General features: G+C 40.5%; 19 protein-coding genes. All 19 read left to right on the forward strand.

The window, feature by feature from the left end:
* Nucleotides 1-93 precede the first annotated feature (93 nt).
* The 19 genes from cls to O3646_RS10105 all read left to right on the forward strand — a co-directional run bounded on the left by cls (nt 94) and on the right by O3646_RS10105 (nt 21,764).
* The gene (gene cls, locus O3646_RS10015; protein ID WP_371610838.1) at nt 94-1,629 is read left to right on the forward strand and encodes a cardiolipin synthase; all 1,536 of its coding nucleotides are present in this window, start codon (nt 94-96) and stop codon (nt 1,627-1,629) included.
* A gap of 164 nt (nt 1,630-1,793) precedes the next feature.
* Entirely contained in the window at nt 1,794-3,632 is a 1,839-nt protein-coding gene (locus tag O3646_RS10020; RefSeq protein ID WP_371610829.1) for an MFS transporter, read from the forward strand.
* A gap of 122 nt (nt 3,633-3,754) precedes the next feature.
* Nucleotides 3,755-5,965, forward strand: coding sequence for an anaerobic ribonucleoside-triphosphate reductase (gene nrdD, locus O3646_RS10025; protein ID WP_118096244.1), 2,211 nt, complete (start codon nt 3,755-3,757; stop codon nt 5,963-5,965).
* Between the two features lie 11 nt (nt 5,966-5,976).
* Nucleotides 5,977-6,117, forward strand: a complete 141-nt coding sequence (locus O3646_RS10030) for a hypothetical protein (protein ID WP_003002079.1) — start codon at nt 5,977-5,979, stop codon at nt 6,115-6,117.
* 38 nt (nt 6,118-6,155) lie between these two features.
* Nucleotides 6,156-6,656, forward strand: coding sequence for a GNAT family N-acetyltransferase (locus O3646_RS10035; RefSeq protein ID WP_254728658.1), 501 nt, complete (start codon nt 6,156-6,158; stop codon nt 6,654-6,656).
* Between the two features lie 4 nt (nt 6,657-6,660).
* Nucleotides 6,661-7,266, forward strand: coding sequence for an anaerobic ribonucleoside-triphosphate reductase activating protein (gene nrdG / locus O3646_RS10040; RefSeq protein ID WP_003009087.1), 606 nt, complete (start codon nt 6,661-6,663; stop codon nt 7,264-7,266).
* Nucleotides 7,267-7,455: 189 nt separating this feature from the next.
* Entirely contained in the window at nt 7,456-8,925 is a 1,470-nt protein-coding gene (locus O3646_RS10045) for an LCP family protein (RefSeq protein WP_371610830.1), read from the forward strand.
* Nucleotides 8,922-9,653, forward strand: coding sequence for a capsular polysaccharide biosynthesis protein Cps4B (gene cps4B, locus O3646_RS10050; RefSeq protein WP_031574381.1), 732 nt, complete (start codon nt 8,922-8,924; stop codon nt 9,651-9,653). The genes O3646_RS10045 and cps4B overlap by 4 nt, the downstream gene beginning before the upstream one ends.
* A 44-nt stretch (nt 9,654-9,697) precedes the next feature.
* Complete coding sequence (locus O3646_RS10055; protein WP_003009081.1) at nt 9,698-10,393, forward strand: Wzz/FepE/Etk N-terminal domain-containing protein; 696 nt, start codon at nt 9,698-9,700, stop codon at nt 10,391-10,393.
* Between the two features lie 12 nt (nt 10,394-10,405).
* Nucleotides 10,406-11,098, forward strand: coding sequence for a tyrosine-protein kinase (locus O3646_RS10060; protein ID WP_021154082.1), 693 nt, complete (start codon nt 10,406-10,408; stop codon nt 11,096-11,098).
* A gap of 19 nt (nt 11,099-11,117) precedes the next feature.
* Nucleotides 11,118-12,494 (forward strand): sugar transferase, encoded by a 1,377-nt coding sequence (locus O3646_RS10065; protein ID WP_155168235.1) that lies wholly within the window; start codon nt 11,118-11,120, stop codon nt 12,492-12,494.
* A 38-nt stretch (nt 12,495-12,532) separates the two neighbouring features.
* Entirely contained in the window at nt 12,533-13,705 is a 1,173-nt protein-coding gene (gene cps2T, locus O3646_RS10070; RefSeq protein WP_155168237.1) for a beta 1-4 rhamnosyltransferase Cps2T, read from the forward strand.
* A 2-nt stretch (nt 13,706-13,707) separates the two neighbouring features.
* Nucleotides 13,708-14,856, forward strand: a complete 1,149-nt coding sequence (locus O3646_RS10075; RefSeq protein WP_155168239.1) for a glycosyltransferase family 4 protein — start codon at nt 13,708-13,710, stop codon at nt 14,854-14,856.
* Nucleotides 14,857-14,902: 46 nt separating this feature from the next.
* Nucleotides 14,903-15,904 carry a Stealth CR1 domain-containing protein gene (locus tag O3646_RS10080; protein ID WP_155168241.1) on the forward strand — a complete coding sequence of 334 codons (1,002 nt, stop codon included), beginning with the start codon at nt 14,903-14,905 and terminating at the stop codon, nt 15,902-15,904.
* A 161-nt stretch (nt 15,905-16,065) separates the two neighbouring features.
* Nucleotides 16,066-17,046, forward strand: a complete 981-nt coding sequence (locus O3646_RS10085) for a glycosyltransferase (RefSeq protein WP_155168243.1) — start codon at nt 16,066-16,068, stop codon at nt 17,044-17,046.
* Nucleotides 17,047-17,055: 9 nt separating this feature from the next.
* Nucleotides 17,056-18,042 carry a glycosyltransferase family 2 protein gene (locus tag O3646_RS10090; protein ID WP_371610831.1) on the forward strand — a complete coding sequence of 329 codons (987 nt, stop codon included), beginning with the start codon at nt 17,056-17,058 and terminating at the stop codon, nt 18,040-18,042.
* An 87-nt stretch (nt 18,043-18,129) separates the two neighbouring features.
* Nucleotides 18,130-19,296 carry a polymerase gene (locus O3646_RS10095; protein ID WP_371610832.1) on the forward strand — a complete coding sequence of 389 codons (1,167 nt, stop codon included), beginning with the start codon at nt 18,130-18,132 and terminating at the stop codon, nt 19,294-19,296.
* Between the two features lie 51 nt (nt 19,297-19,347).
* The gene (locus tag O3646_RS10100) at nt 19,348-20,763 is read left to right on the forward strand and encodes a flippase (protein ID WP_003097109.1); all 1,416 of its coding nucleotides are present in this window, start codon (nt 19,348-19,350) and stop codon (nt 20,761-20,763) included.
* Nucleotides 20,764-20,765: 2 nt separating this feature from the next.
* Nucleotides 20,766-21,764 carry an acyltransferase gene (locus tag O3646_RS10105; protein ID WP_371610833.1) on the forward strand — a complete coding sequence of 333 codons (999 nt, stop codon included), beginning with the start codon at nt 20,766-20,768 and terminating at the stop codon, nt 21,762-21,764.
* The last annotated feature ends 13 nt before the right edge of the window (nt 21,765-21,777 follow it).

A 21,777-nucleotide genomic window follows, 5' to 3' on the forward strand; every position in this document is an offset into this window, starting at 1 on the left:
CACTCTCTTTTTGTTTGTCAAGAAGGAGTTTGGTTGGTCGTTGCATCGGGTAAAAAGAATTGGTATACTAGTAGAAAGAAAAAGGAGGATGTTGTGACCTTTCGAAAATTACGTCTATTAATGTCCAAATATGGATTTAGTATTTTGTTTATGGGCTTTGAACTATGGGCATCCTTTGCGGCCTTCTTCTGGCTCAATAGATGGTTCCCTCATTGGCTATCTGTTGCAGTCATTGGGCTCTTATATGTGTCGACAATCTTGGCTATTGTTAATCGAAATACCCCGCCTGAAAATAAGGTGACCTGGCTCTTGATTGCCGTCATTCCTGTCTTTGGATCGCTTTTATACCTCATGTTTGGAGAGCGACGTTTGTCCAAAAAGGAAATGATCCAGCTGAAAAATATGGAGTCCATGAAGTTTCGAGAGGACAATAGTCATCAGTTGCGTAAGGAGCTCAAGCAAGAAAGCAAGGCGGTTTATGGCTTGGTCAAGTCGATTTTATCCATGGACCACAATGCGGATCTCTACAATGGGACGGCATCGACCTTTTACCCTCTAGGGGAGGAGATGTATGCGCAACTACTAGAGGATCTGCGAGCAGCGAAAAAATTTATCTTCATCGAGTTTTACATCATTGACGAGGGCTTGATGTGGAACAGTATCCTAGAGATTTTAGAGCAGAAAGTGAAAGAGGGGGTTGAAGTCAAACTCCTTTATGACGATATCGGCTGTATGGCAACCTTGGCTGGGAACTATACCAAACGATTGCGAAAGATGGGGATTGATGCCCATAAGTTTAACAAGGTGATCCCCCGTCTAACAGTGGCTTATAACAACCGAGACCACCGTAAGATCTTGGTCATTGATGGTCAGATCGGCTATACGGGTGGGGTCAATTTGGCAGACGAGTACATCAACCACATTGAGCGGTTTGGTCACTGGAAGGACAGTGCCATTCGTTTAGATGGACGAGCTGTTAAGGCCTTAACGCGACTCTTCCTCATGAACTGGTACATCAACCGTGGGGAAATCGAGGATTTTGACCGCTACCATATTGAAAACAAGGCGGTCGAAGGAGAAGGGCTCTACATTCCCTATGGGAGTGGACCAAAGCCGATTTACAAGTCGCAGGTTGGAAAGACGGTTTATCAAAATATGATCAACCAAGCGACGGATTACGTCTATATCACGACTCCTTACTTGATCATCGATTATGATTTGACAGAGGATATCCGCAATGCAGCCCTTCGTGGGGTGGATGTTCGCATCGTGACCCCGTATATTCCGGATAAAAAATTGATCCAAATCGTAACCCGTGGGGCATACTTGGATCTGATGGACGCTGGTGTGAAAATCTATGAGTACACACCTGGTTTTGTCCACAGTAAGCAAGTTCTGGCAGATGACGAAATGGCGGTTGTAGGGTCGATTAACTTTGATTACCGCAGTTTGGTCCATCACTATGAAAATGCTGTCTGGATGTATCGGACGCCTGCCTTGAAAAAGATTCGGGAGGACTTTGACCATATCTTTGAAGTGTCTCAAGAAATTACAGAGGATACCTTCCGCTTTACATGGCACCAAAGCTTAATCAAGGAAATTATGCAATTGTTCGCACCGATGTTGTAAATGTATAAAAACGAAAATCAGAGTCAGGAATCGAGATGCCTGACTCTTTTTCCATAGGACTATGTGATAAGAGGCTGACAGGGTCAGCAGAATTTGGTATACTAGAGAAGATAATGGGCTTTTTTCTAAAAGGAAAGAGCAAAGATCTAGAAAAAGGAAAAAGAATGAGCGAAAAAGAGCAAGAAATGACTTCGAAAAAATTAGGGATTCACGTGGGAGATAGTTTTCAGGATACACGTGAAATTCGCGAAGTGCTAGATAAATCAGTCTTTCGTGAAGAAGAGCCGACTCATAGCCAGCAGGCAGAAGTCTTGGAGGAGCCGGTTGCAATGGAGGCATCAGAGGAAATTAGTGATGCCAAGCCAGAAGCAATAGCAGAACCTACACAAGAATTGGAACAAGAAGCTGAGCAACCGCTCAGTCGGATGAGTCGTCGTTCGCGTAAGGCGGGAGTTGAAGCGACAAAAGCGGAAGCATCGAAGGTAGAAGAGAATACGGAAGAGCTAGAAGCAGATGTGGCAGTTGAGCCGATCCGTCGTCAAGCTAAGCGTCCAGTCCCCCTAGCGATTCCTTTTGTGTTGAGTCTCTTGATTAGTTTGCTGCATGTCGGGGTGCCATTTTTAACCCGTTTTGCAACCAATCAACAATCGCAAAACTTGTATGCTGGCTGGGCAATGACCAAGGGGCAAGTACCGTTTGGTGATTTTTACGGAACCAATGGTCTGCTCTATTATGCAATCAACTGGTTGGGAAGTTTAGCTGGTGGACATTGGATCTTGATGATCCTCCAAGCGATTGCCCTCTTCTTTGCGGGTACCTATCTCTATCGGGTTGTGCGCTTGCTGGTGTCTGATAAAGATACAGCGAAGAATGTCCAGTTACTCTTTTATTTCTTGGTGCTAGGCCTTGGTTTTGGAGGAACTTATGTGACTCTCTTTAGTCTTCCAATCCTATTTGCCAGCATGAATTTCATTTTGGCTTATTTGATTGGGCATCGTAAGGATGAAGGCTTTATCCTTTATGGTGCGATTGCAGCTGTGGCTTTCTTGATTGATCCGATGACCAGTGCCTTGTTTTATTTGTTGGCCTTCCTTGGATTAACAGCCTTTAACATCAAGCAGAAGAGATGGGCGCGTGGCTTTTATCAACTGCTAGCAGCTCTCCTTGGTTTTTCACTCGTCTTTTATCCAATTGGCTATATCACCGTTTTGAATCAGACTTTTGGCTATGCCATTAACCAAGTAACCTATGTCTTTAATGCCTTGAATTTTAGCAATGGACAGACCTTCAGTAATGCCATTTATTATGGACTGTTGGCGCTGGCCTTTGGCCTAGTCTCTGCCTTTTTGATGTCTTTTACGAAGCAAAATAGCAGTGCTCGCCGGATCTTCCGCTTTATGGGATGGGCAGGTAGCTTGGTGGTCCTCATTGTGTCGATTGGTCTTCCTGAACAAGGCGCTTACCAATTGTTACCGATGTTGCCATTTGTTCTTCCTTTGTTTGCGATCTGGTTCTCACGAGATGGGGAAGAAAACGATGGGATCGAACGTCGTGGTCGGAAGAAGAAAAACAAGGAAGTTTGGGCCGCTTACTTTACGAGCCAAGTTTTCTTACCGCTAGTAGCCCTTGTCTATCTGTTGGCGAATCCAGTGGTTCAAGATGTCGTGCTTCAGTCTGGTCAATCGAGTGAACGGAGCGCTATTGCCAGCTACATTAAACATCACACCAAGTCGAAAGATACCATCTATGCTTGGGATACGACAGCTACTCTCTATCAAGAAAGCGATCGTTTGGCAGCTTCTGCCTTATTGACCCCAACGTCTTATCTGGGAATTAATGAAAATCGGACCAATGTGATCCAACAAATCGATCGGTCTGAACCCAAGTATATTGTGGTCAACAATCAGGTAGAATTGACCTCCAAAATGAAGGACTTGCTCAAAGAAAATTATCGTCTCGTTGAGAAGAAATACCGTCATTTCAAACTCTATCAACGCTCTTAAGAAAATCAATATCTTGTGCTTTAGAAAGTTTTTTATAAAATTTTCCACAAGATATTGATTTTTATTTTTGGAGTGGTATAATACAACTTGTATGTAAATAAATGAAGAGAGGCATGTTTGGTATGATCACCTTGAGAGAAGAAAAACTGAGAATGGCCCCGGATATTTTTGTTGAAAAACGAGATGGCCGTCGTGTTCCATTCGATGTTGAAAAAATTTATAAAGCCTTGTTGAAGGCGACAGAAGAAGTGACTTCTCTCACTCCCGTGATGGAAGCCAAACTAGAAGCCATTGTCGATCGTGTGATCGCAGAGATTTTGGAACGTTTTCCAAATGGCGTGAAGATCTATGAGATCCAAAATGTTGTCGAACATGAATTGCTTCAAGCCAATGAATATGCGATTGCTGAGAGCTACATTACTTATCGGACGCAGCGGGATTTTGAGCGCTCAAAAGCGACGGATATCAACTTTACGATTGGAAAACTCCTCAACAAGGACCAAGCCGTTGTCAATGAAAATGCCAATAAGGACAGCGATGTCTTTAATACGCAAAGGGACTTGACGGCGGGGATTGTTGGTAAGTCTATTGGGCTCAAAATGTTGCCTAAACACGTAGCCAATGCCCATCAAAAAGGGGATATTCACTACCATGATTTGGACTATAGCCCTTATACACCGATGACCAACTGCTGTTTGATCGATTTTGAAGGCATGCTCAGAAATGGCTTTAAGATTGGGAATGCAGAAGTAGAAAGTCCTAAATCCATCCAAACTGCAACGGCTCAAATCTCGCAGATTATTGCCAATGTAGCCTCTAGTCAGTACGGGGGCTGTTCAGCTGACCGGATCGATGAAGTCTTGGCCCCTTATGCAGAAAAGAACTACCAAAAACACTTGGCAGATGCCAAAGAGTGGGTGCTTCCTGAAAAGCAAGAGGACTATGCTTGGAGCAAGACTCAAAAAGATATCTATGATGCCATGCAATCGCTGGAATATGAGATCAATACGCTCTTTACCTCGAACGGACAAACTCCCTTTACTTCGCTTGGCTTTGGTCTTGGAACCAATCGCTTCGAGCGGGAAATCCAAAAGGCGATTTTGGAAATTAGAATCAAGGGACTTGGATCGGAACATCGGACCGCTATCTTTCCAAAGCTGATCTTTACCCTCAAGCGGGGGCTCAACCTAGAACCTGGAACTCCTAACTATGATATCAAACAATTGGCCTTGGAATGTGCAACGAAGCGCATGTACCCAGACGTTTTGTCTTATGACAAGATTGTCGAGTTGACAGGCTCTTTCAAGGTGCCGATGGGATGTCGTTCTTTCCTTCAAGGTTGGAAGGATGAGAATGGCGTAGAAGTCAATTCTGGCCGGATGAATCTTGGGGTTGTGACAGTCAATTTGCCTCGGATTGCCTTGGAATCAGGCGGAGACAAGGAGAAGTTCTGGCAAATCTTTAATGAACGGATGAACATTGCTGAAGATGCCTTGGTTTACCGCGTGGAACGTACCAAAGAAGCGACACCAGCCAATGCGCCGATTCTCTACCAATATGGGGCTTTCGGGAAACGCTTGGGCAAGTATGACCAGGTAGATCAGCTCTTCCGTCATCGCAGAGCGACCGTTTCTCTTGGCTATATCGGACTCTATGAAGTCGCAACCGTCTTTTATGGTCCAAATTGGGAACACAATCCAGAAGCCAAACAATTCACGATCGATATCATCAAGGATATGAAAGCGCGCGTGGAAGAATGGTCTGACCAGTATGATTACCACTTCTCCATCTATTCGACACCGTCAGAAAGCTTGACAGACCGCTTCTGTCGCCTAGATACGGAGAAATTTGGTAAGGTTCCGGATATCACAGACAAGGAATACTACACCAATAGTTTCCACTACGATGTTCGTAAGAACCCAACGCCATTTGAAAAGTTGGATTTTGAAAAAGTTTATCCTGAAGCTGGGGCGTCTGGTGGCTTTATCCACTATTGTGAATACCCTGTGCTCCAACAAAATCCAAAAGCCCTTGAAGCAGTTTGGGATTATGCTTATGACCGGGTTGGTTATCTCGGAACCAATACGCCGATTGACCGTTGTTACAAGTGTGATTTTGAAGGAGATTTCACGCCGACTGAGCGCGGATTTGCTTGTCCAAACTGTGGCAATAGCGATCCTAAGACGGTTGATGTGGTCAAACGGACCTGTGGTTATCTCGGAAACCCGCAAGCTCGTCCGATGGTCAATGGCCGTCATAAGGAAATCGCTGCACGGGTCAAACACATGAATGGATCCACTATCAAATCAGCTGGTCACCAAGTGACAGATTAGAAAAGGATATTATGGGAAAATACCAATTAGATGATAAGGGCAAGGCTCAGGTTCAACGATTCCACGAGAAGCATTCAAAGGGTGGAATCAATAAAAAAGACCGAGTAGCCAGCCTGAGAGAACAATTTTTAAATAAGAATAAGAAAAAGTGAGAGTTCGCTCTCGCTTTTCTTATAGCGGGGAGGGGAATATGGAACTACGCAGACCAAGATTAGCAGATAAAGAAACAGTTTTAGAGATGATGGCAGAGTTTGAACAGAGCCAGTCGGCCCACGACGGCGGCTTTTGGGATGCTGAGAATTTTGTTTATGAAGAGTGGTTGGAAAGTAATCAGAATCATGAAATGGGGATTAATTTGCCTGAAGGGTGGGTGCCTGATATTCAGTTAGTTGCTTTTGCAAAAGATGGTAAAGCAGTTGGATTCCTCAACCTTCGATTGCGTCTCAATGACTTCTTATTGGAAGAAGGAGGCCATATTGGCTATTCCATCCGTCCCTCTGAAAGAGGCAAGGGGTATGCCAAGGAAGCTCTCCGTCAAGGTCTGCAAGTTGCTAAAGAAAAGAACATCCATCGTGCTCTGGTGACTTGTAGCACGGAAAATCCGGCCAGCCGAGCGGTTATCTTAGCTAATGGCGGTCAATTTGAAGATGTTCGAAATGGAACGGAGCGTTATTGGATAGAAGTGGAGTAGAAGGATGACATGGAATACACCTAAACCAGGTGAATGGAAGAGTGAAGAACTGAGTCAAGGACGCATCATCGATTACAAGGCTTTTAACTTTGTCGATGGCGAAGGGGTGCGCAACTCCCTTTATGTGGCGGGTTGCATGTTTCACTGTGAGGGCTGTTACAATGTAGCGACCTGGTCTTTCAATGCAGGTATTCCCTACACCAAAGAGTTAGAAGAACAGATCATGGCAGATCTGGCCCAACCTTATGTCCAGGGCTTGACCCTGCTTGGGGGGGAACCTTTTCTTAACACTGGCATCCTTCTGCCCTTGGTCAAGCGCGTGAGAAAAGAGTTGCCCGACAAAGATATTTGGTCTTGGACCGGCTACACCTGGGAAGAAATGATGCTGGAGACACCAGACAAACTAGAGCTTCTCTCGCTGATTGATATTCTGGTCGATGGCCGCTATGATAAGAGCAAACGCAACCTCATGTTGCAGTTCCGTGGCTCTTCTAACCAGCGGATCATTGATGTTCAAAAATCCCTCAAAGAAGGAAAAGTCGTCATCTGGGACAAGCTCAATGACGGTAAAGAAAGTTTTGAGCAGGTCAAACGAGATGATCTTTTGTAGGATCTTCAAAAAAACCGGGTTTTCCACCCGGTTTTTTTAGGTTCTCTGCATAAGTATACAAGGGATTTCGCCTGTTTCAGAAAACGCTTACTTTTTAAATGTACATAATGGACAAAAAAGTGATAATTAATGCATTTTTTGCTAAAAATATGTTACAATAAATATGATTAGGACTAATTGGAGGTATTTATGTCACAAAGGAGACGGAGTCGTCGTTCAGAACATAAGTGGGGGCAATTACGAATCATTAATTCCGTATTGCTTATTTTTTTGCTTATGACCGCAAGTTGGGCGACCTATACCATGTTGGCCAATAACATCTTGGCTTTTCGTTATGTCAATGTTCTCGTGATTGCACTACTAGCTCTTCTCTTGCTCTTATCAGCTTGGTTTGTGATCAAAAATCAGGCTAAAAAGACAACTTTGGTCCTGCTTCTTGTCGGCTTATTGACTAGTTCAGGAGTTTTGTTTGCTAGTCAACAGTTGCTGAATCTGACCAGTAATGTCAATGGCCACTCTAACTATACAGAGTTTGAGATGGCTGTCTATGTCAAGAAAGACAGTGACATCAAAGATATCAAAGAAATCAAGGAAGTGGTAGCACCAAAGGGCAACAATAACGAAGCTAATCTCACTGCCCTCTTGGACAACATCAAAAAGACCAAGGGTCAGGAAATTTCTGTAGTGGATGCACCGACTTATCTAGATGCCTATAAGAGCCTGCAAGAAGGAAATGCTTCTGCTATGGTCCTCAACAGTACCTTTGAGGATACCATTGCCGCTGAAGATGCGGACTATGCGAAGAAGTTGAAGAAAATCTATTCCTACAAGATCCGAAAAGAAGTGGCAGCGACGAGCAAGGTGTCTGCCAATGCGGATGTCTTTAACATCTATGTCAGCGGGATCGATACCTATGGTCCGGTAACCTCGGTTTCTCGTTCAGATGTCAATATCATTATGACCGTCAATCGGAAGACCAAGCAAGTCCTATTGACAACGACTCCACGGGATGCCTATGTACCGATTGCAGATGGTGGTAACAACCAAAATGATAAGTTGACCCACGCGGGGATCTACGGAGTGGATGCTTCCATCCATACCCTTGAGAATCTCTATGATATCAAGCTCAACTACTACGTTCGTCTCAATTTCACCTCCTTCCTTAAGTTGATTGACCTTCTTGGGGGAATCGATGTGGAAAATGACCAAGAATTCACGAGCCTTCATGGCAAGTTCCATTTTCCAGTTGGAAAGGTTCATTTGAATTCAGAGCAAGCCCTCGGTTTTGTTCGAGAACGCTACTCTCTCCAAGGTGGCGACAATGACCGTGGGAAAAACCAAGAAAAAGTCATCGCGGCCATTATCAAAAAGTTGACCTCTACCAAGGTCTTAAGCAACTACAATGAGATTATCGGAAACCTCCAAGATTCTGTCCAAACCAATATGCAGTTGCCGACTATGATGAACTTGATCAATACCCAGTTAGAAACGGGTGGTTCTTATGAGGTGACTTCTCAAGCGATCACCGGTCAAGGACGAAATGACTTGCCGTCTTATGCTATGCCTGGTTACAATCTCTATGTCATGGAGTTGGATCAAGCCAGCTTGACCAAGGCTAAGGAAACCATTCAAAAAGTAATGGAAGGAAAAGAAAAATGATTGATATCCACTCGCACATCGTCTTTGATGTGGATGATGGACCAAAGACAAGAGAAGATACACGTGCCTTATTGGAAGAAAGCTATCGCCAAGGGGTACGGACTATTATCTCCACTTCTCATCGTCGCAAGGGGATGTTTGAAACCCCTGAAGAAAAGATTTCTGAAAATTTTCAAGAAGTGAAAAAAATTGCGGCAGAGGTCGCGCCAGATTTAACGATTCATTATGGGGCAGAGATCTACTTTACTAATGATGTCTTGAAAAAACTGGAAGAAAAGATCATTCCACGTTTGGCAGATACGCGCTTTGCTCTGATTGAATTCAGCATGGGAACACCTTACAAGGAGATTCATACGGCCTTGGACCGTTTGCTCCATCTAGGTGTGACACCGGTGGTGGCCCATATCGAGCGCTACAAGTGCTTGGAGAAAAATGAGGAGCGCGTGCAAGAGATGATTGACATGGGCTGCTACATGCAGATCAATAGTTCCAGTGTTCTCAAGCCTCGCCTCTTTGGGGATGAGCAAAAACAACTCAAAAAACGAGCTCGGTACTTCTTAGAAAAAGACTTAGTGCACTTTGTTGCCAGTGATATGCACAATGTGGATAAACGACCGCCTTATATGGCAGAAGCCTATCGCTTGATCAAGGAAGAATACGGAGAACAACGAGCACAAGCTCTCTTTGTCAGCAATCAAGAACTCTTGTTAGCGGATGAATTAATCTAACCAGGAAACAGGTGGAGAGATCCACATGAAGGAGTAATTAGGAAATGAACAATCAAGAAAATCAAGCAGTGGAAATTGATGTTTTCGCTATGCTGAAGACCCTATGGAAACGCAAGTTTTCGATCGTTTTGGTCGCTCTTGTCTTTGCCATTGCAGCATTTGGCTACAGTGCCTTTTTAGCCAAGAAAGAATACCAAAGTACTAGCCGGATCTACGTGGTCAGTCGTCAAAACCAAGACAACAATGCCTTGACAAACTCTGATTTGCAGGCGGGTTCTTACTTGGTTAAGGACTACCGTGAGATCATTCTTTCTCAGAATGTCTTGAGTCAAGCCATCGAAGAATTGAAACTCGATATGACACCAGCTGAGTTGTCGAAAAAGATCAGTGTATCCGTTCCGACAGATACTCGTATCCTTTCGATCACGGCTAAGGACGGAGATCCAAAAGAAGCGGCTCGTATTGCCAATGGCCTTCGGAATGTAGCAGCTGAAAAGATCATTGCTGTGACCAAGGTGTCAGATGTTACGACCTTGGATGAAGCAGAAGTGCCTCAATCACCTTCTTCACCAAATATCCGACGCAATGTCCTTCTTGGCTTTATTGCTGGAGCTGGTTTGATGGTGGTTCTCATGGTCGTAGTAGAAGTCTTGGACGATCGTGTCAAGAGACCAGAAGATATCGAAGAGTTGATGGGCTTAACCTTGCTTGGTATTGTGCCAGATATTAAGAAACTGTAGACTGGGGATCGCATGAATACGTTAGAAATTTCAAAAAATAAATTACAAGAAATTCGGAAGGCAGAAGAGTACTTCAATGCCCTTGCGACGAATATCCAATTGAGTGGGGTGGACTTAAAAGTCATCGCTATCTCATCTGTTCAAGAAAATGAAGGGAAATCAACCACTTCAACCAACTTGGCCGTTGCCTTTGCGCGTGCGGGTTACAAGACCCTCTTGGTCGACTGTGACATCCGGAACTCTGTCATGACAGGGATTTTCCGTAGCCGGGATAAGATCCAAGGCTTGACCGACTTCTTATCCGGTCGTAGCCAATTGGACCAAATCTTGTATGCGACTGATTTTCCAAACTTGGATATCATCGAGTCTGGACAGGTCGCGCCAAACCCAACAGGTCTCTTGCAAAGCAAGAACTTCACTGTGATGATGGATGCACTCCGTGAGCATTTTGACTACATCATTGTCGATACGCCTCCAATTGGGGTCGTGATCGATGCGGCCATTATCGCCCAACGCTGTGATGGAACTGTCTTGATCACAGAATCTGGTGCCAATGGACGCAAGGCTGTCCAAAAGGCCAAGGACCAATTAGAACAAACAGGCACACCTTTCTTAGGAGTAGTGCTCAATAAATTTAACATTAAAGCTGCTGAGTATGGTTCATACGGTGGATATGGATCTTACGGAGAGTATGGGAAAAAGTAAAGAATAGGATTGAGGGAAAATGGGAGAAGAAAGAATCGAACTGGAAAAACTAAATATTGTTCTCTTTCAAAGTTTGGCTGTCCTATTTTCGGCTTACATTGTGAGTCTTTTTAAGGATGCAGAATACACGTCACAGACAATTGCCATTCTCTATCTCTTGCATTTTGTAGCCTTCTACATTAGCAATGTCTCCTATCGTTTTTACAGCAGAGGCTATCTGGATGAGCTCTTTCAGGTCTTGAAATACAATGTATTTTTCGCTGTTGGGATCACCTTTACCTCTTTTATGCTCGATGGGGTCTTTTCCATCTCTCGTCGGGGGATGATTTACTTCTTTCTTTTCAATACGTTTTCCGTCTATATCATGGATCTCTTGCTCAAGCGATACCGGAAGTCTGTTTCACCGCGGCGGAAAAGTTCGAGAAAGATTTTCCTGATTACAGCGACCAGTCGGATGGAAAAGGTATTTGATATTCTGCATTCGCCTAACCTCTATCATGGGGAACTAATCGGTGTCACCGTCATGGACGATACAGATTTTACTCACTCAGGCGTAAGGGTGGTGCAGCCGGATCAAATGATGAACTTTGTGACCAAGGAAGTGGTGGATGAAGTGTTTATCAATCTGCCAAGTGAGGACTACAATATTAGTGACTTCGTCTCGGAGTTTGAGAGTATGGGGATCGATGTATCGGTCAATCTCAATGCCTTTAACTTCGCTTCCTTAGGCAATAAACGGGTTCGAGAAGTCGGGGGATTAAGTGTCGTCACTTTCTCAACCAATTTCTACAAACCGAGTCACGTCTTTGCTAAACGTCTCTTGGACATTGTAGGAGCTCTCTTTGGACTCTTGATTTGTGGACTGGTAAGTATTGTCTTAGTCCCTCTGATCCGTAAAGATGGCGGACCTGCTTTCTTTGTACAAAAACGGGTCGGAAAGAATGGTCGGTATTTCAACTTCTATAAATTCCGCTCCATGCGCGTGGATGCCGAAGAGATTAAAAAAGATCTGATGGCGCAAAACACCATGACAGGTGGGATGTTCAAGATGGAAAACGATCCACGGGTAACACCAATTGGACGCTTTATTCGGAAAACCAGTCTTGATGAATTGCCACAATTTTACAATGTTCTGATCGGTGATATGAGTTTGGTCGGGACTCGTCCTCCAACGGTAGACGAATATCAAGACTATACGCCAGCTCAAAAACGCCGACTCAGTTTCAAGCCAGGGATTACAGGCCTTTGGCAAGTGAGCGGACGCAGTGAGATTACAGATTTTGACGAAGTGGTCAAGCTCGACGTTGCGTATATGGATGGTTGGACGATCTGGAGAGATATTCAGATCCTGCTCAAGACCGTGAAGGTTGTACTTAAAAAAGAAGGAGCGAAGTAGGAAAATACCTACTTCGTCCTTTCCATGTTAGGAGAAAAATGACACAATCAATTTATATCGTTGGTTCCAAAGGTATTCCAGCAAAATATGGTGGTTTTGAGACCTTTGTTGAGAAGTTGACCGAATTCCAACAAGATAAAAATATCCAGTATTATGTAGCTTGTATGCGGGAGAATTCAGCCAAATCAGGAATCACTGCAGATACTTTCGAACATAATGGCGCGATCTGTTACAACATTGATGTCCCTAATATCGGTCCTGCGCGTGCTATTGCTTATGATATTGCAGCCCTCAACAAGGCCATTGAAATCGCAAAAGAAAACAAAGACCAGGCTCCGATCTTCTATGTCTTGGCTTGTCGGATTGGTCCCTTTATTTCAAGGATTAAAAAGAAAATCAAGGCTATCGGAGGGACTCTGATGGTTAACCCAGATGGTCATGAGTGGCTTCGGGCCAAGTGGAGTCTTCCGGTTCGTAAATACTGGAAGTTTTCTGAACAACTCATGGTCAAACACGCTGATCTTTTGATCTGTGATAGCAAGAATATCGAAGCCTATATTCAGAAGGATTACGCTAAGTATCAACCTAAGACCACCTATATCGCCTATGGGACAGATACAAGTAAGTCGATCCTGAGTAAAGAAGACGAGAAAGTACGGACTTGGTTTGCGAATAAGCAAGTTGCTGAAGGAAACTACTATCTTGTCGTAGGTCGCTTTGTGCCGGAAAACAACTATGAAGCTATGATTCGTGGCTTTATGCAGTCAAATTCACAAAAAGATTTTGTACTGATTACCAACGTAGAGCAAAACAAGTTCTATGAACAGTTGCGTAAAGATACAGGATTTGATAAAGATCCTCGAGTGAAGTTTGTAGGGACTGTCTATGACCAAGAATTGCTCAAATATATCCGTGAGAATGCCTTTGCTTACTTCCATGGTCATGAAGTAGGTGGTACCAATCCATCCCTTCTTGAGGCTCTTGAGTCTACTAAGCTCAATCTCTTGTTGGATGTTGGTTTTAACCGTGAAGTCGGTGAAGATGGAGCACTATATTGGAAGAAAGATCAATTGGCCCATGTCATTGATCAGGCTGAGCAATTAGATGCTCAAGCAATCGAAGATCTCAATCAAAAATCAAGTCAACGGATTGCAGAAGCGTTCACTTGGGAAAAGATTGTCACAGACTACGAGAAAGTATTTAAAGGTTAGAAATGCAGAAAATATTATATCTCCATGCTGGTGCCGAAATGTATGGTGCTGACAAGGTTTTGTTGGAGCTTATTAGGGGGTTGGATAAAGATGCTTTTGAAGCACACGTTATTTTACCCAACGACGGTGTCTTAGTGGGTGCTTTAGAAGAGGTCGGTGCAAAGGTTAAAGTTATTGATTACCCAATCTTGCGCCGGAAATATTTTAATCCAAAAGGGATTCTTGAGTACTTTGGCTCCTATAACCGTTACTCCAAACAAATTGCTCAGTATGCTAAGGAGAATGGCATTACTCTTATTCACAATAATACGACTGCGGTACTTGAGGGGATTTATCTTAAACGTAAGTTGAAATTACCTTTGATTTGGCATGTGCATGAGATTATCGTCAAGCCAAAAGCAATCTCTGATTTCATCAACTTTTTGATGGGGCGCTATGCGGATACGATTGTGACAGTTTCAAATGCTGTTGCTAATCACGTCAAGCAGTCGCGTTTTGTCAAAGATGACCAGGTTCAAGTCATCTATAATGGTGTTGACAATGCTGTCTATCAGGTGTTGGATGCTAGCGCTGTTCGTGACCAGTTTGGAATTGCGCAGGATGCTTTGGTGATCGGAATGGTTGGTCGAGTGAATGCCTGGAAAGGTCAAGAAGACTTCCTAGAAGCCGTCACCCCAATCTTGCAGGCCAATCCAAAAGCAGTAGCCTTTCTAGCAGGGAGTGCTTTTGAAGGTGAAGAGTGGCGCGTGGATGAGTTGGAAAAGGCCATTGCAGACTCACCAGTAGCTGGACAAATCAAACGTATCGATTATTATAGCAAGACGACAGAGCTCTATAATATGTTTGATATCTTTGTCTTGCCAAGTACCAATCCAGATCCACTACCAACAGTCGTACTAGAAGCCATGGCTTGTGGTAAACCTGTAGTCGGTTACCGTCATGGTGGTGTCTGTGAGATGGTCAAGGAGGGCGAAAATGGCCTTCTTGCCACACCAAATCAGACCGCAGAATTGTCTAAAGCTATTCAAGAATTAGCTGAGAACGCTGAGAAGAGAGAACAATTTGGCAAGGCCTCTGTCAAACGTCAAAAAGAACTCTTTTCATTACAAAGTTATATTCGGAATTTTTCGGAGTTGTATAAGAAATACTAATGAAGTGATTTATTATTTTATGAATAGAAAATAAAGAGGAAGTGATATGAATTTTCCGATAGATTTTGTTGTAACCTGGGTTGATGGAAGCGATCCTGATTGGAGAGCTAAAAAGAGCAAATATGACTCTAGTTTTACAACATCTGAAAATAATATGAATTCCGATAAAGCGTACCGTGAGTGGGGGACGTTTAAATATTGGTTCAGAGGTGTTGAAAAGTTTGCACCTTGGGTGAATAAAGTTTATTTAGTAACTGATAATCAAATACCTGATTGGTTAGATGTAGATAATAAAAAATTAGAAGTTATTGATCATAAAGAAATCATTAACAATGACTATCTACCAGTATTTTCATCAAATGCCATTGAATGTAATATTCATAAAATCCCCAATTTGTCTGAACATTTTGTTTGTTTTAACGACGATATGTATTTAACGGCATCAGTTTTACCAAGTGATTTTTTCTCTGAGGAAGGGCTACCTAAGTATAATACTGCTTTATCTCCTATTATCCCTGAACGATTTGGAACAGGAAACTTTCAAATTAATAATATGGAGATTATAACAAGCTATTTCAGCAAAGAAGAAATCTTGAAAAATGGGAAGTTTTTTTCTCCAAAACAGGGCTTAAAGCAAGTCATCAAATCTTTACTTTATAAAAATAGCAAATTTATTTGTGGCTTCTGGGAAAGTCATCTTCCATATCCTCTGTTAAAATCAACATTTGATCTTTTGTGGGAGAAAGAGAAGGAAATCCTAGAAAGAACATCAGCTAGTCGATTTAGGAATCCAGCAGATACAAATATTTGGCTTTTTAAATATTGGCAAATCGCTAGTGGCCAATATGCTATTGGTGATTCAAAAATTGGTGGATTATTTTCTTTGGATGATGTCAATTCAGATTTCTGGAAACTTTTAGTTTCGAATAAATACAAAATTATGTGTATTAATGATGGCTTTAACATTCAGGATGAAGATAAGGTAATGAAGGAATTCATTGCTACATTTAATGAGTTTCTACCTGAAAAGAGTACATTTGAATTATAAAACATAGGTAATTAGAGAGTATGGAAAGAAAATCACTAAAAGATAGAATAAAACCTATCGTTTATCCAATTATTAATTTTATTCCTGGACGAAGACTCAAGAATAACAAAGTATACTTTTAGTAGATGAAAAGATAACATAATAAATTAGGGAAAGAATATATGAAACCACTTTTAACTGTTGTCATTCCAGTTTATAATGTCGAAAAATATTTAAAACGTTGTATTGAGAGTATTTTAATTCAAGGGTGGAAGAACTATGACATCCTACTTGTAGATGACGGAAGTACTGATCATTCTCCTCAAATTTGTGATGACTATGTTAAAGCGTATGACTTTATTTCTGTTATTCATAAGGAGAATGGTGGACTTTCTGAAGCTCGTAACACAGGTATTTCTAATGCTAAGGGAGAGTATGTTTATTTCCCTGATTCAGATGATTGGATTGAATCGAGTACATTTAGTGATTTAGCTGAGGTTATCGAATCAGATAAGTATGACATTATCTCCTTTAATCGTGAGTTTGTGAAAGGTGAAGATGATCTTATCGTTTCGGATCCAGTTTTAACTCAAGTCTTTGAAGGTAAAGATGCATTTGTGCAAATGCTTAAGCATAGTTATATTACAGGATTTGCTAATGACAAAATCTATCGAAAATCTTTGTTTATAGATAATAACATCTTATTTCCTAGTGGAAAATACTATGAGGATCTTGGTACTAATTACAAACTTTTTCTTTCGGCTAATAAGGTCTATGCGACAAATCAAAAGTATTATCACTATTTAATTGATAATCCAGATGCGATTACCAAATCTTGGAATGAGCAAAAATTAGAAAATATGATTAGCTTCTTTAAAGAGATATATTATTCGGATGATGTTCGTTTGAAACTTGATTTTAATGAATTAGCAATTGCTAAGATGTTTTTTGTTGATGGTATGACGCATAGTTTAGCTAGTCTATATAAATCAAATTTGTATAAGTCGTATCCCGAATTAACGAAAGACGTAAAGAACGAGTTAAAGAAAAATAAACTCACGTTTACGGAGTTGTCTAAATTGAATCATCGAACAAAATATATTTTGTATAAGTTGGGTTTATTGCAAGGTGCATTCAGAGTACAACATTTATTGAAAAAGTAGGAGTCTAGTTTGAAATACTCTGTTATTATTCCTGTTTATAACGTTGAGAAATATATTGACCGTTGTTTGAAAAGTATTATTTCTCAAAATTATGATGACTTGGAGATTATAGTGATAGACAATGGATCTACTGATAGTAGTGGCAGTATTTGCGATACTTATGCTAGTGAGTACTCAAATATCTCAGTTTATCATATTGAAAACCATGGTGTTAGTGCGGCTCGAAACTTTGGTTTGGCAAAAGCTCAAGGTGAGTTTATTTGTTTTGTAGACGCGGATGATTATCTAGTAGGAAACCTGTTTTCCAATATGGAAAATCAGTTGGATTCTGGATTGGATTTATTGGTATTTAGCTACTATAACTCTCTTGAAAAGAACTTATCAGAAACGACTAGATCAGCAAAAATTCTTCCTATTGAAGGAAAAAAAGATAGGAATCAGTTCATTGCTCTCTTTACGGGATTATTTTTATCAGACATGATGTATACTGTTTGGAATAAAATTTATCGTAGAGAGTTCTTGGAAGAGCATCGAATAATGTTTGAGCAGTATGAATTAGGAGAAGATGTTCGATTCAATCTAAATGTATTTGAATGTGTTCATACAATTTCCTTTTCAAAAACTTGTTATTATGTTTATGTCTCGGGTAGAACAGATTCTGCGATGGGGCAGTATAATCCCTATCGGATGAGCTATCAATTGGAAGAACTAGAAAAAGTTGATCAGTTGATGACAGGCTGGGACATCCATGATGATCAATTTATTGATCAAATAAAGGCTCGTATTTTGATGAGTAATATACAGAACATATCAAATCAAAAGATGTCTCTTTCTAAAAAACGACACTATGTTGAGGTGCTGTGTAGAAATCAAGAGATGATTGCATTGCTAAAAAAAGCGACTTCTCCGCTTCACCCTCTCGTTAGACGGTTATTACATTTCAGAATGTATCTGACAGTAATTTTTTTAAAAAAACTGCAAACCTTGATAAAATAGGGATATTCGCTATTTAGTTGTGAGAGGTTTTTATGGATACTAGTAATAAGACTTTATAATCATGATTGAAAGGTTTGGATGACTATTGTGACGAACAATCGTTTTATCTCAGAAAAAATTTATTTATGTACCTTGTTTGTATGGGTTGTTGTCGCTTCATTAGTCACAACCACTTATTTTATTCGGTTAGATGGCTTTTTATCGCTTTATCGATCATTACTTTATCTTACGATTTTCGCATTATTGATAAAAGAGTTACTGAACTTGTCGAATACTCTAAATTACTTTAGATTCCATTGGAAACAATTATTAACAGTAACGGTATTTTTTCTTGCGATGTTTATAGTTGCAAAAAATCGCGATGGGATGTTGGATATAAATGTGCTACTCCTTGTTTTCTCTGCTAGAGATATTGATTTTAGAAAATTATTAGGAACTTTTTCTTTAGCGACATTCTTGGTACTTTGTTTGACAATTTATGCCAGTCAAAAAGGTATTATTGCCAATATGTTTATGAATGCAGATGGTGGTTATCGCTTTAGTTTGGGATTTAACTACGTTTCATTTGCTTCCCAGAGAATGTTTTTTGCCTTGTGTAGTTATCTAATGTTTCGAGGTAAAAAAATTACATACATTGAATTGATGGCTTTACTCTTGGCTACGATTTATATGTACCAACAAACTTCGACATCTAGTCCATTTTACTTAAGTATCTTGATACTAACCTATGCTTTGTTGAGTGTTAAAATTTTTAAAAAAGAGTTTATCATTGGAAATTTCTGGACAAAGACACTTCTGCAGTACGGTTTTATTTTAGCTTTAGTGATTATCTTGTATTTTTGTTTTTATTCATCTGGGAATTTATTTCACTTAGTCGATCAATTTACGCATAATCGCTTGCGTCTCAGTGTCAATGGTTTTCAAAATTTTGGTGTATCTTGGTTAGGGCAACCAATTTCCTTTACAACTCTTGATATATTTGGAAATTTCACTAGTAATTACAATTATATTGATAGCTCTTTTGTTCAATTATTGGTTATTGATGGCTTGATTGTCAGTGTATTTATGTTGTTTGCATTGACAAAAGTGATGCGTTATTTTGTGTCCATTCAAAAAGATATCGTACTGGCTTGCTTAGGGATTATGATTATCCATGGCATGTTTGATCCTCAGATGTTAGTTCTTCGTTATTCTCCATTAATCTTGTTTATCAGTCGCCTGTTTATTCTGAATGAGGATACGAACATTGAATAAAGAAGAGCATTCGTTAAATCTAAAGGAAGGCTAAAACAAGTTATTGTACTTATGAAAGTTCTTAAAAATTACGCCTATAATCTTTCCTACCAGCTACTGGTGATTATCCTACCGATTATCACTACCCCATATGTCACTCGGGTATTTAGCTCTGAAGATTTAGGAACTTACGGCTATTTCAACTCCATTGTTACCTACTTTATCCTTTTAGCGACTTTAGGGGTAGCAAATTATGGTACTAAGGAGATTTCAGGGCACCTGCAAGAGATCCGAAAGAATTTTTGGGGGATTTATACCCTCCAGTTAGGTGCGACCTTTGTTTCCATCCTGCTCTATGTCTTGCTGTGCTTGTCGCTTCCTTCGATGCAAAATCCTGTGGCCTATATTTTGGGGCTCAGTTTAGTTTCAAAAGGACTGGACATCTCCTGGCTTTTTCAGGGATTGGAAGATTTTCGTAAAATTACTGTTCGAAATATCACGGTCAAACTGGTTGGAGTCATCTCCATCTTCTTGTTTGTCAAATCTGCCAATGATCTTTATCTCTATGTATTCTTGCTCACCATCTTTGAGCTCTTAGGTCAGCTTAGTATGTGGCTACCTGCCCGTGAATTTATTGGGAAAGCCCGTTTTGATATGGCCTATGCACGGGTGCATTTGAAGCCAGTCATTCTGCTCTTTTTACCGCAGATTGCCATTTCCCTCTATGTCACCTTGGATCGGACCATGCTGGGGGCACTTGCTTCTACAAAGGATGTAGGGATTTACGACCAAGCCTTAAAACTCGTAAATATTTTGTTGACCTTAGTCACCTCACTGGGAAGCGTTATGTTGCCCCGTGTATCGAGCCTCTTGTCGTCGGGAGACCACAAGGCTGTCAATAAGATGCACCAAATGTCCTTTTTGGTTTATAATTTGGTGATTTTCCCAATCATTGCAGGCATGCTGATTGTTAACGATGACTTTGTTCAATTTTTCTTGGGAAAAGATTTCCAAGATGCTCGCTATGCCATCGCTATCATGATCTTCCGTATGTTCTTTATCGGATGGACCAATATTATGGGGATTCAAATTCTTATCCCGCATGATAAGAACAAAGAATTTATGCTATCCACCACCATTCCTGCTATCGTCAGTGTCGGGTTGAACCTGCTCTTCTTGCCTCGTTTTGGTTTTATCGGTGCAGCCATTGTATCCGTCTTAACAGAATCTTTGGTATGGCTGATTCAATTGTACTATACCCGTCATTACCTCAAGGAAGTTCCAATTATCGGTGCGATGACAAAAATTATGTTCGCATCTGCTCTGATGTATGGCCTCTTGCAACTTGTAAGACCGTTCCTACATTTCACCCCTACCCTAAATGTACTCGTATATGCGGTGCTTGGTGGAATCATTTACCTGCTTGCTATTCTAGTTCTGAAAGTGGTAGATGTAAAAGAATTAAAACAAATAATAGGGAAAAATTAGAAATGAAGAAAATACGGAATATAAACTTAGACTTGATTAAAATAATTGCTTGTATCGGAGTTGTTTTGCTTCACACTACGATGCCAGGGTTTAAGGAAACAGGGCAATGGAATTACTCATCTTATTTATATTATCTAGGTACTTATTCAATTCCCTTGTTTTTTATGGTGAATGGTTATTTATTATTGGGCAAAAGCAAGATAACATATCCCTATATACTACATAAAATAAAATGGGTTCTAATAACAGTGTCGTCATGGACTGTTATCATCTGGTTACTTAAAAGAGACTTCACAATTAATCCAATTAAAAAAATTTTGGCTTCTTTGCTACAAAAGGGTTATTTCTTCCAATTTTGGTTTTTCGGCTCATTAATACTAGTTTATTTATGTTTGCCGATATTGAAGAAGTATTTACATTCAAAAAGAAGTTATTTATACTTTCTATCTGTATTAACAATTATTGGTTTGATTTTTGAATTGATAAATTTTTTGCTTCAAATGCCAGTGCAAATTTATGTTATACAGACGTTTAGATTATGGACTTGGTTCTTTTACTATATTTTAGGTGGCTTTGTAGCACAATTCGATATAGATAATTTAAAATCAATCTTTAAGGGATGGATGAAAATTGTTAGCATACTTTTGTTATTGATTTCACCGATAATATTATTTTTCATAGCAAAAAATACTTATCATAATCTTTTTGCTGAATTTTTTTATGACAATCTTTTGGTGAAAGTAATTAGTTTAGGACTATTTCTTACTTTATTGACGCTAACTATTGATGCTTCTAAATATAGAATGATCTACTTGTTATCAGTCCAAACGATGGGGGTATTTATTATACATACCTATATTATGAAAATATGGCAAAAGTTGATAGGATTTAACATAGTAGGTGTATACTTATTTTTCCCTGTATTCACATTAATGATTAGTTTTCTAATAACTATGATATTAATGAAAATCCCTTATATCAATCGAATAGTTAAGTTATAAAAAGGAGTTTTTG

The sequence above is a fragment of the Streptococcus sp. 27098_8_148 genome, from assembly GCF_041432105.1.
In the GTDB taxonomy this organism is placed as follows: Bacteria; Bacillota; Bacilli; order Lactobacillales; family Streptococcaceae; genus Streptococcus; species Streptococcus parasanguinis_AE.